We start from the raw sequence: 14,806 nt of genomic DNA on the forward strand, positions 1-14,806 counted from the left end.
GCTCCGATGCCACCGCGCCGGTCGCTCGCGCATTCGCATCTCAAACGCCTCATCCGATAGATGTGGTAGAGGAGCGGCTGCCCCCTGAAAGGCAAAGCGCCGGGTGGGCTCGCAAACGGGCCATGGATCTCGCTGCTGCCGAGCTTCGCGGGAGAGTGGACGAAGGCGGAATAATCCTGACCACCGATGCTGACAGTTGTGTCGCGCCGACGTGGTTCGCTGCCGCGGTTCGGGAGTTTGCAAAGGGCGTCGACTGCGTTGCCGGTTACATCGATGCCGATCCGGTCGAACTGGTCAATCTGGGAAGCGCGTTTCTGCAGCGCGGTCGACTGGAAGATACCTATCTCCGGTTGCTCGCGGAGATTTACGCGCGATGCGATCCGCGCCCTCACGATCCCTGGCCCAATCATCGGGTATCCTCGGGCGCCAGTCTGGCGGTGACGCTGGCCGCCTACACAGCCATCGGCGGCTTGCCGCCGCAGCCAGTGGGCGAAGACGCCGCTCTGACCCGGGAGCTCGATCGGGCCGGATTCAAGGTGCGCCACTCCATGGCGGTCAGCGTCTCGACGTCATGCCGCTTCGACGGTCGCGCTCAGGGCGGAGCGGCGGACACGATGCGGCTGAGGCATGCCATACCGGACTCTCCTTGCGACGACGACCTCGAACCCGCGCTTTTGGCAACCCGCCGTGCGATCTGCCGCGGGCGGTTGCGCAAGCTGGTCCAAGAAAACTCGTTGTTCGACCGGCTGCCGGCGGCACCAGGACTTCCTTACGCCACCACGAAGTGGCTGACGCGGCAGGGCAGCAGGTTTGAAGACATCTGGCAACAGGTCTGTCGTGAAAGCCCAGGGCTCCAGCGTGGCGCACCGTTACGACCGTCCGAACTGCCGCGTCAAATCGCCCTGGCGACCATGATTCTGCGGCAGCTTCGTCTGCCGGCTATGTCGCCGAAAGTCTTTCCAGCCGATAGACGTCGTTGCAGCGAATCTCTCGAACCGGCAGTCTGAAAGCAATGGCTTCGGCGAACAATTCGCTCGCCGCCTGTCCGGTCAGCGGATAATCGGTATCGCCAAGCCAGTGGCAAAGGACAACCTCTCCGTTTGGCAAGAGCGATTCGGCGCATAGCGTGGCGACGCATCGAAGATCCACCGCAGAAAAATAGTACAAGACCTCCGATAGCACGATCAGGTCGAATTGTCCGGGCGGGAAATCTCGCGGCAGCGTGCCGACTTCGAACGTGACATTGGAGATGCCGGCTTTTCGCGCGGCCGCAATGGCAATCGCCGAAGCATCGATCGCGGTGATCGCAGCGCAACGGGATGCCAGAAGGCCGGTCAGCACGCCGATCGAACAGCCGATTTCGAGCGCATTGGCGAATCGTGGTCTCCCCAGCGCTCCGATCGTTGCCTGGTATTTTGCCTGCTCATAGTCGCTGGTGCGAAATTGCCAGGGGTCGATATTCAACCGATATTTCTGGTCGAAATACTCGACTGGGATCGTCTCTGTCCGCCTACTCATCGACGACTTTCAGGAAATACTCGAAAGGGCCCAGGAACAGGCCGAGGGTTGCCTCGGTGAGCCGAAAGCCTTGGGGGTCATCATCGATGAGGTCGGTCGTTTGCGATGCGTGCGCGAAAATGGCTGCGCGCTTGCTGGCCTGATGCCGTGAGATGTCGAGACGCAGTCCTCGAGGCCAAGAATCGCGAAGCTGCAGCAATGGATCCAGATGCCAGCCCCAGATCGGATAGGCCCAAAGCCCGATATCCGGGATACGCTGCCTCACGGCTTTGGCCATTTGCGCCGTGGCCTGGTGATCGCAGTGCGGGTCGCCGTGCCATGTCGCGAACAGCGATCGAGCGCCTGATTTGGTACACGCTGCTATGATTGCGGCAACCGCGGCGTCGAAGGCCGGCCCCGACATGGGTGCCTGCGTGTCGGGCAAGCCCAGGTGATGCAACTGGTCCGGCGCCAATCCCAGCACGGAGCCCGCGGCCTCGACTTCCGTCCGCCTGAGCTCGATCAGGCGCTGGCGCGGAAAGGCCTGTGAGCGCGGATGCGATCCCGATCCATCGGTGATGACGATGACATCGACCCGCTGTCCTGCCGCGCAGGCGGCGGATATCAGTCCGCCCGTTCCGAGGGTTTCATCATCGGGATGGGGGGACAGCACAGCGAAGGGGAATCCGGCAGTCAGGTCCTGTAGCGTCCCCAGCGGCAGCCGCCGAACCGTGTCGAGGTATTCTGCGGCGGTCAATCAAAATTCTCCCACTGCATTGGGGGAGTTCATCCACGCTCGGGCGGCATCGCTCATCGCCAGGTCCGGCACGGGCTGCCGCAAATATGTCGCGAGATCCCTGCAGATGCGCTCGATGGGATGCGGCCGGATGAAGGAGGCTAGTCCGACCCCGCGCTGCACGGCTTCCATGACGTCCAGAGCGGATCGTTCCGTCACCATGCGCGTCAGGTTGGCGAAGGCAACGATCGACGTGGCGCCGGCTTCCTCGCTGCCAAGCCTGCGGGCTGCCTCTTCGATCCAGAAGCGGGCTGTCGCGACCGCGGCTAGGCAGTGAGCCGCGCGTTGCAGCTGGTAGGGATCGTCTCCGCGGCCTCGTGAAACCAGGTGGTCGCGGAAGAGTTCGACGAGGCGCTCCATCGCACCCAGTTGCGCCGCGCAGAAGCGCCATGCGCCACCGGAAAAATAGGGTTGCCGCATGAAGTCGCCGGCCGAGCCGACGATTTCATCGCGGCCGATGAGGATGCCGGTCAGCTCGACGGCCCCAGTTGCGGTCGATCGCATGCCCTGCGCGTTCCAGCCGCTGAGATCGACCGCCTGACCTGGCGAGAGCCTCAAAAGGCACATCAACTGTCCATCCGGGCTCGCGGCGGTTACGATGGGACGCGTGACCAGGCCCGCACCCGAGGCCAAGACCTTCCGGCCCCGAAGTTCGGCCCGGCCGCCAAGCGTTACGATCCTGAGACCCGCAGCATCGTCCGCTCCCCAGACTGCCGACAGCGCACCCTTGGCGACATCAGCGGCGAGAGAGCCGATCTGTGAGTCCGTGCCGTAACGACAGACCAGGGAGATCGCATTGACGTGACCTTCAAACAAACGGGCGATCGACAGATCGCCGGCGCCGATCATGCGGAGCACAGCGCACAACTCGCTTTGGCGGTTGGCCTCGGACAACCCGCAGCCACCGATCGCCTCGGGAAAGGCCGACATCGCCAGCCCGGAGTGACGAAGATCCTTCAAAAGCACCTGATCGATCGCAGCGGCCGCGTCCGCCGCGCACGCGGCTTCGAACGCTGCAGCCGCAAATTGTCTGGCTCGCTCGAGCAGGAGCTGGAGGTTGGATGGTGCAAGAATGGGACTGACTCACATATCGGGGCGTTGCCCGTCTGTGAAGTCGCTTCTGGCCGGAATGTTCCCATCATTCATGCTTGGAACAATTTTCCGAATTTGAAATTGAAGACCACGAACCGCATCAGAACACAGGCTTCCCGTCTGGGCACTCAGATGGCCACCATCGAACTCCAGCGAGATAATGTGGATGACAGCGTGTGGTGGCTAAAGTGGATCGAGGCTGGCGAAATCATCGGTCGCATCCGCCAGGACGGCGACGGCCGCTGCCAGATCGTGCCGCAGGGCGTGCGGTGGAGTCCGATGAAGAGCTTCGGTGGCCGGTCGTTTTGTACGCGAGAAGCCGCGCTGGCTGAAGTCATGCTGTATTTCCGCGGACGTTGGCGGCGAAGCTTCTTTGCCGCGCGCCGAACGGACCCGGCGGCGGCGACCTTGGCGTGTCCAGGCTTGGGCGTGCAGAGACAGTTCTGCTGACCAAGCGGGTCGGGGTGCGCTGATGGTGCACCGGCAGGGAGAGGTGACGGCGGATTCGGAAACATGAAAGCCGCTCGCTAAGCCGCGTGATCGCTAACTGCGATCGAAACCGAACGCGCATACGCGTAACGCCAGTTTTGCCATCTTTGAGTGCGAAGGACGCTCTCGGCTTTGGCCAGATTCTGTCGGCAGCAACCGCTGGCGTTGAGGGTTGTAAAGCCTACCGAAAAAACGATGGCAATTGCCGCGCCGATAGCCAGCAAGCTCCCCAAATACCGCTTCTCCATGGTATGCGCCTCTCAAGAGCAAGCCGCTGCACGAGCCTAATAACGCTTGAGGCCAGCTTTGTCCGAGATCGTCCTGATAACTTTCGCGCGACGTTTTACTGCCAACGCGAGGGCGGTCGCCAGCGCGGCTCCGCGGTCCGGAAAGGTCATGCAGTCACCGTTCCCGCTGCGAGCCATGACAGCCTTGTGAACCCGTGCGCACGCGGAGGTTCCCGGGCTTCGAGCTCTGGGGCTGCTTGGCCTCACACCGCATGAACGGATTTTTCCCGCTCCCAAAAGCGGCCCGCCCAAAGGGCCGTTCAATCTCAAACGCTCCGCGCGCCAGAACGATCATTTGCAAAATCAAAAATATCGAGGTGCGGCACGAGCTTGGCTTTTGTTCGTGCAGGCGCATTCGGGCCGGGCCGTCAACCGCCGCGTGGTGGCCGGATGCGCCCGCCCGGCCTCAATTAATTTGCCGAGCAGGTTCGATTGGTGGAACGATTTCGATCCAAGGGCGTGTTTAACGATGTCGTCCGAAAGGCCGGATAATTGTCGAGGCATTCAAGTATGATGGCCCAGCGCCACAGCCAAAGATCGGCCGGCAGTCAGACGCGGACCGACGCCTCGCGGCAGCACGCGGAGACAGACCGAGGCAACGTCACATCGCGCGAGATCGAGGATATCGAGGAACGATCGAGCCCGCGCACGCCGGTCATCTACGAGATCGTACGCAAGCTCGGCCAGGAGGAAATGGACCGTCCGGTCACCTCGCTGTGGTGGTCGGGACTGGCGGCGGGCTTGTCGATCAGTTTCTCGCTGCTTGCGCAGGCTGTGCTCGAGCAACACCTTCCGGACGCCGGCTGGCGGCCGCTGGTCACCAGTTTTGGCTACTGCTTTGGCTTCGTCATGGTGGTACTCTCCCGCCAGCAATTGTTCACCGAGAATACGATCACCGTCGTCTTGCCTGTCATGGCGGACTGGTCGGGGAGCAATCTGCTACGTGCGGCCAGGATGTGGGGCGTGGTGCTGCTCGCCAACTTTGCTGGCACGCTGTTCGCGGCGGCATTTTGCAGTTTTTCCCCTGTGATTTCCGCCGAGCTCAGGGCCGAGATGCTGGAGATCAGCCGGCAAATCCTGGGCCACGGCTGGATCGAAATGGTGCTCAAAGCAGTTTCCGCCGGCTTTCTGATCGCCGCCATGGTCTGGCTGCTGCCCAGCGCCGAGGGCGGACAATTTGGGGTCATCGTGGCGACGACCTACTTGATCGCTGCCGGCGGCTTCATGCACGTCATCGCCGGCAGCATGGAATCCTTCATGCTGATGCTCAACAACATGATGGGTTGGCAAGCGGTGGTATTCGGCTTCATCGTTCCCGTGCTGCTGGGAAACGTCATCGGCGGGACAGCGCTGTTTGCCCTTCTTGCCTATGCGCAGGTCATGAAGGAGCTTTGAGAACTGCTGCGTTTTCAGCCCGCGAGCCCGGCCGCCGCGGCTTCACGCTGCGGCGGCCTTTGTAACCTCGCCAAGTAACCTGGCGAAAGAGACTTGGCGACAACGATTGCCGGCGTTCTACTACCTGGCGACTGGCCGAGGCGACCGGGTCGTGTCGATCAGCTCGATCGCCGCGAGGATCGCGACCAGCACTCCGATCACGACGTTGACGCGCATCGCCGTGCTGCCAGCGAAGTGGACAATCCAGGGTGAAGCAATCAGCCAGAGGCCGATGACGAGATTAAGCCATTCCTCCCAGACGGCAAAAGCCGCCAAAGCCGCGATCGAGATCGCTGCGATCACCACGCCGGTGACCAGCGCAACGCGCCACGGCGTGCCGGCTGGGTATTGAAACATCCACGGTGTGAAAAACAGGATGGCGCCGAGGATGAGGTTCCCGACATCGCAAAGTTTGGCATTGGTCCATTGATTCATGTTGTGTCCTCCACAAGTCGGACACCGGCCGCGCCGCCCCACCGTTTCGGTCTGTGCCACGTGCTGACGGCGAAGCGCGATTCGCCGCATGGCGTTCCTCGTTCACTGCCACATGTGACGAGTTGCCGCGCCCTGGCCGAGGGATGGGAAATGCTTTCTGCATTTGGGGCGTATTCTGGGTCACGTGGGGAAGTGCCGTTGGCTTCGCTGACCCGATCATGCGAGCTGGTGTGGTGCCGACCACGATGGCGTTCATCGTGCGTGTCCGCGCGATTCCTGTTTTCGTGAAACAAAGTCGTGATTGAGGCCGCGCGCACGGATGAAGCGGTTGCGCGAGCGATCGAGCGATAATGCCTGCGGCGGCCCGGTTTAGGACCCATCGCGTCATAGCCGCGTTGTCAAGCGGTTTGCAGGTCCGGAAACTCTCAGATGCTTCGTCGCATGATCATGATGCTGGTCGCCGTCGGCGTGGTATTTGGCGCGGTGTTTGGATTCGAGGCATTCAAGGCGAGGATGATCAATAAAGCCATCGCCGGTTTGCGGAACCCGCCGCAAGCGGTCTCCACGATCGAGGCCACCACTCAGCAATGGCAGGAGCGGCTCGAAGCGGTGGGCAGCACCCGGGCCCAGAAGGGCGCCGATCTCAGCGCCCAGGTTGCGGGCATCGTCAAGGCGATCCATTTCCAGTCGGGCGAGAAGGTCGAGAAAGGGGCGCTCCTTGTCGAACTCGAAGCGGCCGATGATATCGCCCATCTGCAGGCGTTGGAGGCAACGGCCTCGCTAGCACAGCTGAACTACAATCGCGACAGCGGCCTGTTGCGGACCGACGCCGTCAGCCAGCAGGCAGCCGACACCGACCTGGCGACGCTGAAGAACGATCAGGCGCTGGTCGCCCAACAACGGGCGCTGGTCGGCTACAAATCGGTCACGGCCCCTTACTCCGGCCGCCTTGGCATCCGGCAGGTCGACGTCGGCCAATTCATCGCTCCAGGCACGCCGATGGTAACGCTGCAGCAGCTCGATCCGATCTTCGTCGACTTCTATTTACCGCAGCAGTCGTTGGCGAAGATCAAGGTCGGGCAGCAGGTGACGGCAAAGGTCGACACCTATCCGGATTCGAGTTTCACCGGCACAATTCTCGCGATCAATCCGCAGGTCAATACCGCGTCCCGCAATGTCCAGGTGCGCGCCACGTTGAAAAATCCCGATGAGAAGCTGCTGGCGGGAATGTTCGTGACCGTCGACATCGATATCGGGGTACCGAAGAGCTATGTCACGCTGCCGAAGACCGCGATCTACTACAACGCCTACGGCGATATCGCCTATCTGGTCGACAGCGAGGCGACCGCCAAGGATGGCAAGACGCCGGACGTCGCGCGCCAGGTGTTCGTGAAGACCGGTCAGACCCGCGGCGATCAGGTCGCCGTGCTGGACGGAATCAAGGCCGGGGACACCGTGGTCACGGCCGGGCAAAACAAGTTGCAAAACGGCTCCCCGGTTCAGATCGATAATGACGTGAAGGTCCCTTTCAGCGCCAACCCTCAAGTTTCCGAAGAGTGAGGGCCCGTGAGCTTTACCGACCTTTTCATTCGCCGGCCGGTTCTCGCCACAGTGCTGAACCTGATGATTCTTGCGCTCGGTCTCCGGGCGATGAGTTCCCTGCCGGTGCTGCAATATCCGCGGACACAGAATGCCGTCGTGACCGTTGCCACGACCTATTACGGCGCAGATCCCGCCGTCATCGCCGGATTCATCACCACTCCGCTGGAGAATGCGATCGCTCAGGCGAACGGCATCGACTACATGAGCTCGAAGAGTGCCAGCGGCGTCAGCACCATCACGGTCAACCTTCGTCTGAATTACGATGCGGACAAGGCGCTCACCGAGATCAGCACCAAGGTCAGCTCGGTGCTCAACCAGCTCCCGTCCGGGACACAGCAACCGGTGCTGACGGTGCAGATCGGCCAGACTATCGACGCCATGTATCTTGGTTTCGACAGCGACGTGCTGGCCCGCAACCAGATCACCGATTATCTCACTCGCGTCGTGCAGCCGAAGCTGCAAGCCGTGCCCGGCGTGCAGACCGCGGAAATCATCGGCGGAGAGAATTTTGCGCTGCGCGCATGGCTCGATCCGGACAAGCTGGCGGCCTACGGTCTCACCGCCACCGACGTTTCCGCGGCGTTGACCCAGAACAACTATATTTCGGGGCTCGGCACCACCAAGGGCCAGATGGTCGAGGTCAACCTGACCGCATCGACGGGCCTTCATACCGAACGCGAGTTTGCCAATCTCGTCGTCAAGCAGGCTGGCGGCGCGATCGTTCGCTTGAAGGACGTCGCCAACGTCACGCTCGGCGCGGATAGCTACGAAACCGAAGTCGCCTTCGACAACAAGCCGGCGGTCTATATCGGCATCCAGGTGGCGCCGACCGCCAATCTGCTCGACGTGATCGCCGGCGTGCACAAGATCTTCCCGGGTATTGAGGGACAGCTGCCCAGCGGCCTGCGGGGGAAGATCGTCTACGATTCCACTGATTTCGTCCATGCCGCGATCGGCGACGTGGCGAGGACGCTCGTCGAGGCGCTCGTGATCGTCAATCTCGTCGTGTTCCTGTTCCTGGGATCGGTGCGCTCGGTCGTCATCCCGATGGTCGCGATCCCGCTGTCGCTGGTCGGCACGTTCACGATGATGCTGGCGCTCGGGTTTTCCATCAATCTTCTGACGCTGCTGGCGCTTGTGCTGGCGATCGGGCTGGTGGTGGACGATGCGATCATTGTGGTCGAGAACGTCAACCGCCATCTCGAGGAAGGCAAGTCTCCCACCTCGGCGGCGATCGAGGCAGCGGGAGAACTCGCTCGGCCGATCATCGCGATGACGGTCGTTCTGATCGCGGTCTATGTCCCGATCGCATTCCAGGGTGGGCTGACCGGCGCGCTGTTCACCGAGTTTGCGTTCACCCTGGTCGGGACGGTGACGATATCGGCCGTCGTGGCCCTGACGCTGTCGCCGATGATGAGTTCGCGGCTGCTCAAGAGGGCCGACACGGCGGCGGGCAGGCAGCAGCGGCTGACCGACTACATCGATCGTCGTTTCGACGCGCTGCGGCGTCTCTATCTCCGAAGGCTCCACGGCAGCCTCGACTATCTGCCCGTGACGGCCGTCTTCGCGGTCATCGTCCTGTCCAGCATCTATTTTCTCTATACGGGCGCAAATAGCGAGCTTGCGCCGCAGGAGGACCAGGGCGTCGTCATCGCGTTGTCCACGCTGGCGCCCGATGCGACGGTGCAGCAGCAGGTGCTTTACGCCCATCAGGTCTATCGGATCATGAAACGATATCCCGAGACCGATCACGTGTTTCAGATCAACGCTCCCACCAACGTGGTCGCGGGAATGGTCCTGAAGCCGTGGGACGAACGCTCGCGGACCAGCAACCAGCTCCAGCCCATCCTGCAGCAGCAACTCGACAAGGTCGCCGGCGCGCGGATCGCCGCCTTCCAATTGCCGCCGCTCCCGGGCAGCCAAGGCCTGCCGGTCCAATTCGTGCTCAAGACGACCGATTCATTCAATCGGCTCAACGATGTCGCCCAGCAATTCCTGAAGGCCGCGGTTGCCAGCGGAAAGTTCATCTTCCTCGACACCGACCTCAAGATCGACAACCCGGAATCGACCGTTGAGATCGATCGTGACGAGGCGGCGCAGCTGGGTTTGAAGATGAGCGACGTCGGCAACGCCATGGCCGCGATGCTGGGCGGCGGTTATGTGAACTATTTCAGCCTCGATCAGCGCTCGTACAAGGTCATTCCTCAGGTGCAGCGCCGATTTCGCCTCAATACCAATCAACTGCTCAACTATTATGTGGCCGATGCGGGCGGGATTCCCGTACCGCTCTCGACCATCGCGCACATCACGACCAGGACCGTGCCGGAGACGCTCGATCGTTTCCAGCAGCTCAACAGCGCCACGATCCAGGGTGTTGCGGCGCCCGGCGTGGCGCAGGCGGACGCGCTGGACTTCCTTAACAGCCTGGCCGCCAGAACCCTGCCGCAGGGTTACACCGTGGATTATGGCGGCCTGTCCCGCCAATATGTTCAGGAGGCTTCCGGCTTCGTTGCGACGTTCGGATTTGCCATCGTGATCATCTTCCTGTCGCTTGCCGCGCTGTTCGAAAGCTTCCGCGATCCTTGCATCGTGCTGGTCTCGGTCCCGATGTCGATCGCGGGTGCGCTGATCTTCGTCAGTCTCGGGTTCGGTGGCGCATCGCTGAACATCTATACCGAAGTAGGCCTCGTCACATTGATGGGTCTGATCAGCAAGCATGCGATCCTGATCGTCGAATTTGCCAATGACTTGCAGCGATCCGGGCTGACCAAGCGCGAAGCCATCGAGCAGGCAACCGCGATCAGGCTGCGCCCGATCCTGATGACCACCGCGGCAATGGTGCTGGGCGTGGTTCCGCTGATCCTCGCCAGCGGAGCCGGGGCGGTTTCGCGTTTCAACATGGGGCTTGTGATCGCGAGCGGGCTTTCGATCGGAACGCTGTTCACGCTGTTCGTCGTTCCGGCGGTCTATCTTCTGATCGGAGCGGATCATTCCCGCCAGGCGGCGCGGGAAGCCATCAGCCCGGGTCTTGCGAGCAGCGAGGTACGGACGGTGTAGGACCACATCTGGCTCGTTGACGGGTGGCCCGGCCGTCTGCTCAGGGAACTCCGCCCATCTGAACGACGTTTGGCGTTTTACGGCTTTTGACTTCACCATTTGCGAGAGCTAGGACTGGCCAAAGCGGCCCTGAACGCGAGAGGAATGAATGATGACGCGGATTCGAATAGCCCTTGTAGGCCTCGTCGTCGCCGGCATCGTCGGCATTTCTCTGGTCACCGCCTTCGCCATGCAGCGGTCAAACGAAGATATGTCCGATCTTGCCTTGCTTGACGGGGTGATCGGGCTCGTTCAGCGCGAATATGTCCATCCGGTGACTTCCGGCGAACTCACCGAAGATGCGCTCAAGGGGATGTTGACGCGCCTCGATCCGCATTCGGACTACATGGACGAGCAGGAGTACAAGCAATCTTCGGCGGATATCGTCGGCAAGTTCGGCGGCCTCGGCATGGAGATTTCCGAACAGGACGGCGTTCCGAAGATCGTCTCGCCGATCGACGGCACGCCGGCCGCGCAGGCTGGGCTCGAACCCGGGGATTTGATCGTTCAGATCAATCATTCGAGCGCGCAGGGGATGGGTTTGCAGCAAGTCGTCGGTCTGCTGCGCGGGGATCCCGGGTCGACGGTGACGTTGACGATCTTGCGCGGCAAGGACGCGCCGTTTGACAAGACGTTGACGCGCCAGATCATCCAGGTCAATTCGGTCAAATCCACGCTCGAAGCGGACGGCATCGGGTATATCAGGATCAGTCAATTCGGCGGCGACACGGCAGCGAGCTTCAAACAGGCCATCAACACCCTCAAAGACAAGGACAATGGCCACATGAAGGGATTGGTGATCGATCTGCGCAACGACCCCGGCGGATTGCTGGCCGCTGCCGTCGATGTGGCGGGCGACCTGCTCGACGGGGGAACCGTGGTCTCCATTCGTGGCCGCAAGGCGGGCGACGAACACATATTCAAGGCGCCCGACAATGGCGACATGCTGCCGGGCACCCCGGTGGCAGTTCTGATCAATGGTGCTTCGGCGTCGGCCTCGGAGATCGTTGCCGGAGCCTTGCAGGATCGCCACCGCGCGACGGTGATGGGAACGCAGAGCTTTGGCAAGGGATCGGTTCAGACCATCATTCCCCTCAAGGGACATGGCGCGGTCCGGCTGACGACGGCGCTCTACTTTACGCCCTCGGGTCGTTCCATCCAGGATAACGGCATCTCGCCGGATCAGGTTGTCGAGGCCCCCAAGGATCAACAGATCAGCGGTGGGGTGATGATGCGCGAGAGCACGTTGCGCGGAGCGTTCAAGAACCCGGGGCCGCTCAATCAAAGCGAGGCGACAAAGCCGCCCGCTGTCCGGAACGAGACCTATTCGCCCCCGATCAAGGCGGACCTGATTGGCGCCCCCGGCGATGCGCAACTTCAGGCCGTGCTGTCCTATCTGGAGGGCCAAACTGCGACGGCCGGTCAGCCGCACTAAGGCGAGAGCTAAACGCTTCGGGCGAAAGGCTACATCGGCGTTTCAAGCCGTTCAATAATAGCGCGTGAGGTAATCATTGAAGGTCAATGAAAACATCATGATGGTCCAGAACAGGCCGGCCGCGGCAATGACCCGGATCAGGACGGTCGAATTCCTTAGGTCCATGAGAAATGTGACCAGCACGAAGACCATGACCGCGGCGATCGCCAAATTGACCGCTATGTTGCCGCGACCGAGCGGAATATAGGCCGAGCCGAGACTGACCGCGAAAAGCGTCATGAGGGCGACCCAGGCCAGCGCCGGGCCCCGCCACAGGGCTCTGTTGTCTGAACCATCGTCATTCATGAGCGGCCCGCCAGGTAGATCAGAGGGTACAAAACAAGCCAGACCGAATCGACAAAGTGCCAGTAGATCGCCACGCCTTCCATGGTCGAGCCCTGCACGGGAATGATCTGGCGCCGAAACAAGGTCGTCACGACCAGGACGATCGCGATGCCTGCAGTTAGGTGAAGGGCATGGATGCCGGTCATGATCCAATACAGCCCCCAGAAGATCTGGGTGGCCGGTGGCGTCAGCGGGAATCCGGCGCCGGGGACCAGATGCTCGGCGAGGTCGCTGCGATATTCGAGTCCCTTGCAGATCAGGAACGCGATGCCGAGCGCGGCCGTGGCCAGCAGGCAAAGCAATGTCGGCCGGCGAAGCTCGGCGGCGGCGGCCCGTAGCGCGATTGTCATCGTCAAGCTCGAGGTCAGGAGCAGCGCGGTATTGATCGAGCCGTAGACAATTTTGGTGTGCGCGGCGGCGATGTGAAACGCCTCGGCGTTGAAACTGCGGTAGACCGCATAGCTGCAAAACAGCGCGGCGAAGAACAAGACTTCGCTGGTCAGGAAGAACCACATGCCGAGCCCGACCCCTTCGCGCTGCAAGCGCAGATCGGGCCAGGGTTCCTGCAGTGCGCGGGCCAGATCGGTCATGGCACTTCGCCCTGCTGCCCGATTGGCGTCTCTTGTCCTTCCTCGCGGGCGCGACCGAATTCATGGTACGCGTAGGGCTCCGAGGTGATGCGCGGCGGCCGCAAGAAATTGTGTTTGGGCGGCGGCGAACTGGTCTGCCATTCGAGGCCGGTCGCGTGCCAGGGGTTGTCGCCCGCTCGTTCGCCGGCGAACAGCGACCAGCCGAGATAGACGAGCGGCAGCACGTAGGCTGCCGCCAGGATCATCGCGCCGCCGCTCGACAGCACATGCCAGATCTGGAACACGTCCGGGTAATAATGGTATCGGCGCGGCATCCCGAGCCAGCCCATGATGAACTGCGGCAGGAACGTGAGGTTGAAGCCGAGAAACATCGTGATCGCGGCGAACTGCGCCCAGAACTCATTGTAGCAGCGCCCCGTGATCTTCGGCCACCAATAATGGATGCCGGCCATGAACGCCGATACGGTCGCACCGACCATGATGGTGTGGAAATGCGCGACCACGAAATAGGAATCCGTCGCGGCGATGTCGATCGGCACCGAAGCGAGAAACAATCCGGTGAGGCCGCCGATCGTGAACAGCCCGAGAAAGCCGAGCGCATAGATCATCGGCGCCTCATAGCCGATCTGGCCGCGATAGAGGGTGGCGGTCCAGTTGAACACCTTGATGGCGGAGGGGACCGCGACGATGAATGACAGGAACGAGAAGATCAGGTTGGCGAGCGGCGATTGTCCGGCGACGAACATATGGTGACCCCACACCATGAAGCCGACAACGCCGATCATCAGCAGTGCGAACACCATGAAGGTGTAACCGAAGACGCGCCGCCGCGCGAAGCAGGCAAATATTTCCGAAACCACACCCATCGCCGGCAGGATCATGATGTAGACCGCCGGGTGGCTGTAGAACCAGAACAGGTGCTGGAACAGCAACGGATCGCCGCCGGCCGAAGGATCGAAGATCGGAAAGTGGAAATAGCGCTGCGCGCAGATCAACAACAGCGACATCGCAAGCACCGGCGTTGCCAGCACCATCACCATGCTGACCACATACATCGACCAGGCGAACAGCGGCAGCCGGAACCAGGTCATGCCCGGCGCGCGCAGCATGTGGATCGTGGCCAGGAAATTGACGCCGGTCGCGATCGACGAAAAGCCGACCACGAAGACGCCGATCGCGGCCGGGATGACGTCGGAGTGCGAATAGTCGGAAGAGAATGGAGGATAGAAGGTCCAGCCGGTATCGACGCCGCCGGACAGCAGCACATAGACGGTGAAGGCCGCGCCGAGGACGTAGAGGTACCACGACATCAGGTTGAGACGGGGAAAGGCGACATCGGGCGCTCCGATCATCAGAGGCAGGATGAAGTTCCCCATGGTGGCGGGAATCGACGGTACCAGGAAGAACCACACCATGATGATGCCGTGGATGGTGAAGGCCCGATTGTATTCGTCCGATGTCATGAACCAGCCGGTCGGACTGATCAGCTCGAGGCGGACCAGGGCGATCGCGATGCCGCCGATGAAGAAGAAGACGGTGATGGAAAGCGCATAGAGAATGGCAATCCGCTTGTGATCGGTGGTGGCAAGCCACGATGTGACCGAATGGCCTTCGTCGAGATAGCTCGACGCCGGGCTCGCTTCCCCGGCCACGTACGGCAACGTCATCT

The 14,806-nt window shown here is 61.7% G+C and carries 13 protein-coding genes; 6 read left to right on the forward strand and 7 right to left on the reverse strand.

Going from position 1 to position 14,806, the window contains the following annotated elements; translation table 11 throughout:
* The first annotated feature begins 62 nt into the window (after nt 1-62).
* A complete protein-coding gene (locus tag WCB02_RS05380) occupies nt 63-1,007 on the forward strand; it encodes a glycosyltransferase (RefSeq protein WP_423956828.1) in 945 nt (314 codons plus the stop codon).
* On the opposite strand, the gene WCB02_RS05385 is transcribed toward WCB02_RS05380, so the two are convergent.
* Genes WCB02_RS05385 through WCB02_RS05395 form a run of 3 tightly spaced genes read right to left on the reverse strand, consistent with a single transcriptional unit; the run spans nt 940 to nt 3,340 of the window.
* On the reverse strand, nt 940-1,518 hold the full coding sequence (locus tag WCB02_RS05385; RefSeq protein WP_423956804.1) for an SAM-dependent methyltransferase: 579 nt from the start codon (nt 1,516-1,518) through the stop codon (nt 940-942). The genes WCB02_RS05380 and WCB02_RS05385 overlap by 68 nt on opposite strands.
* Complete coding sequence (locus WCB02_RS05390) at nt 1,511-2,254, reverse strand: PIG-L deacetylase family protein (RefSeq protein WP_423956805.1); 744 nt, start codon at nt 2,252-2,254, stop codon at nt 1,511-1,513. The genes WCB02_RS05385 and WCB02_RS05390 overlap by 8 nt, the downstream gene beginning before the upstream one ends.
* Nucleotides 2,255-3,340: an acyl-CoA dehydrogenase family protein gene (locus WCB02_RS05395; protein WP_423956829.1), complete on the reverse strand. Its 1,086-nt coding sequence runs from the start codon at nt 3,338-3,340 to the stop codon at nt 2,255-2,257.
* Here WCB02_RS05395 and WCB02_RS05400 point away from each other — a divergent pair.
* Both WCB02_RS05400 and WCB02_RS05405 read left to right on the forward strand, forming a co-directional pair.
* On the forward strand, nt 3,236-3,835 hold the full coding sequence (locus WCB02_RS05400; RefSeq protein ID WP_423956806.1) for a hypothetical protein: 600 nt from the start codon (nt 3,236-3,238) through the stop codon (nt 3,833-3,835). The genes WCB02_RS05395 and WCB02_RS05400 overlap by 105 nt on opposite strands.
* Before the next feature lie 839 nt (nt 3,836-4,674).
* Nucleotides 4,675-5,556 (forward strand): formate/nitrite transporter family protein, encoded by an 882-nt coding sequence (locus WCB02_RS05405; protein ID WP_423956807.1) that lies wholly within the window; start codon nt 4,675-4,677, stop codon nt 5,554-5,556.
* A gap of 120 nt (nt 5,557-5,676) precedes the next feature.
* Here the strand turns inward: WCB02_RS05405 and WCB02_RS05410 are convergent, their stop codons facing one another.
* On the reverse strand, nt 5,677-6,030 hold the full coding sequence (locus WCB02_RS05410; RefSeq protein ID WP_423956808.1) for an SPW repeat protein: 354 nt from the start codon (nt 6,028-6,030) through the stop codon (nt 5,677-5,679).
* A 429-nt stretch (nt 6,031-6,459) separates the two neighbouring features.
* Between WCB02_RS05410 and WCB02_RS05415 the strand changes: the two genes are divergently transcribed.
* The 3 genes from WCB02_RS05415 to WCB02_RS05425 all read left to right on the forward strand — a co-directional run bounded on the left by WCB02_RS05415 (nt 6,460) and on the right by WCB02_RS05425 (nt 12,163).
* Complete coding sequence (locus tag WCB02_RS05415) at nt 6,460-7,590, forward strand: efflux RND transporter periplasmic adaptor subunit (RefSeq protein WP_423956809.1); 1,131 nt, start codon at nt 6,460-6,462, stop codon at nt 7,588-7,590.
* A 6-nt stretch (nt 7,591-7,596) separates the two neighbouring features.
* Nucleotides 7,597-10,689 (forward strand): efflux RND transporter permease subunit, encoded by a 3,093-nt coding sequence (locus tag WCB02_RS05420; RefSeq protein ID WP_423956810.1) that lies wholly within the window; start codon nt 7,597-7,599, stop codon nt 10,687-10,689.
* Between the two features lie 151 nt (nt 10,690-10,840).
* Complete coding sequence (locus WCB02_RS05425; RefSeq protein WP_423956811.1) at nt 10,841-12,163, forward strand: S41 family peptidase; 1,323 nt, start codon at nt 10,841-10,843, stop codon at nt 12,161-12,163.
* 51 nt (nt 12,164-12,214) lie between these two features.
* On the opposite strand, the gene WCB02_RS05430 is transcribed toward WCB02_RS05425, so the two are convergent.
* From WCB02_RS05430 to WCB02_RS05440, 3 genes are all read right to left on the reverse strand, one after another.
* Nucleotides 12,215-12,442, reverse strand: coding sequence for a cytochrome C oxidase subunit IV family protein (locus WCB02_RS05430; RefSeq protein WP_423956812.1), 228 nt, complete (start codon nt 12,440-12,442; stop codon nt 12,215-12,217).
* A gap of 62 nt (nt 12,443-12,504) precedes the next feature.
* Nucleotides 12,505-13,137 (reverse strand): cytochrome c oxidase subunit 3, encoded by a 633-nt coding sequence (locus WCB02_RS05435; protein ID WP_423956813.1) that lies wholly within the window; start codon nt 13,135-13,137, stop codon nt 12,505-12,507.
* Nucleotides 13,134-14,804: a cytochrome c oxidase subunit I gene (locus WCB02_RS05440; protein ID WP_423956830.1), complete on the reverse strand. Its 1,671-nt coding sequence runs from the start codon at nt 14,802-14,804 to the stop codon at nt 13,134-13,136. Before WCB02_RS05440 ends, WCB02_RS05435 begins: the two co-directional genes overlap by 4 nt.
* Between the last annotated feature and the right edge of the window lie 2 nt (nt 14,805-14,806).

The sequence above is a fragment of the Bradyrhizobium sp. genome (genome assembly GCF_049581145.1).
Lineage (GTDB): Bacteria > Pseudomonadota > Alphaproteobacteria > Rhizobiales > Xanthobacteraceae > Bradyrhizobium.

Bases quoted from the DNA above. Each gene is read 5' to 3' on its own strand.
- WCB02_RS05385 (WP_423956804.1), bottom strand. From the start codon at position 1,518: ATGAGTAGGCGGACAGAGACGATCCCAGTCGAGTATTTCGACCAGAAA.
- WCB02_RS05405 (WP_423956807.1), top strand. From the start codon at position 4,675: ATGGCCCAGCGCCACAGCCAAAGATCGGCCGGCAGTCAGACGCGGACC.
- WCB02_RS05410 (WP_423956808.1), bottom strand. From the start codon at position 6,030: ATGAATCAATGGACCAATGCCAAACTTTGCGATGTCGGGAACCTCATC.
- WCB02_RS05415 (WP_423956809.1), top strand. From the start codon at position 6,460: ATGCTTCGTCGCATGATCATGATGCTGGTCGCCGTCGGCGTGGTATTT.
- WCB02_RS05425 (WP_423956811.1), top strand. From the start codon at position 10,841: ATGACGCGGATTCGAATAGCCCTTGTAGGCCTCGTCGTCGCCGGCATC.
- WCB02_RS05430 (WP_423956812.1), bottom strand. From the start codon at position 12,442: ATGACGCTTTTCGCGGTCAGTCTCGGCTCGGCCTATATTCCGCTCGGT.
- WCB02_RS05435 (WP_423956813.1), bottom strand. From the start codon at position 13,137: ATGACCGATCTGGCCCGCGCACTGCAGGAACCCTGGCCCGATCTGCGC.
- WCB02_RS05440 (WP_423956830.1), bottom strand. From the start codon at position 14,804: ATGACGTTGCCGTACGTGGCCGGGGAAGCGAGCCCGGCGTCGAGCTAT.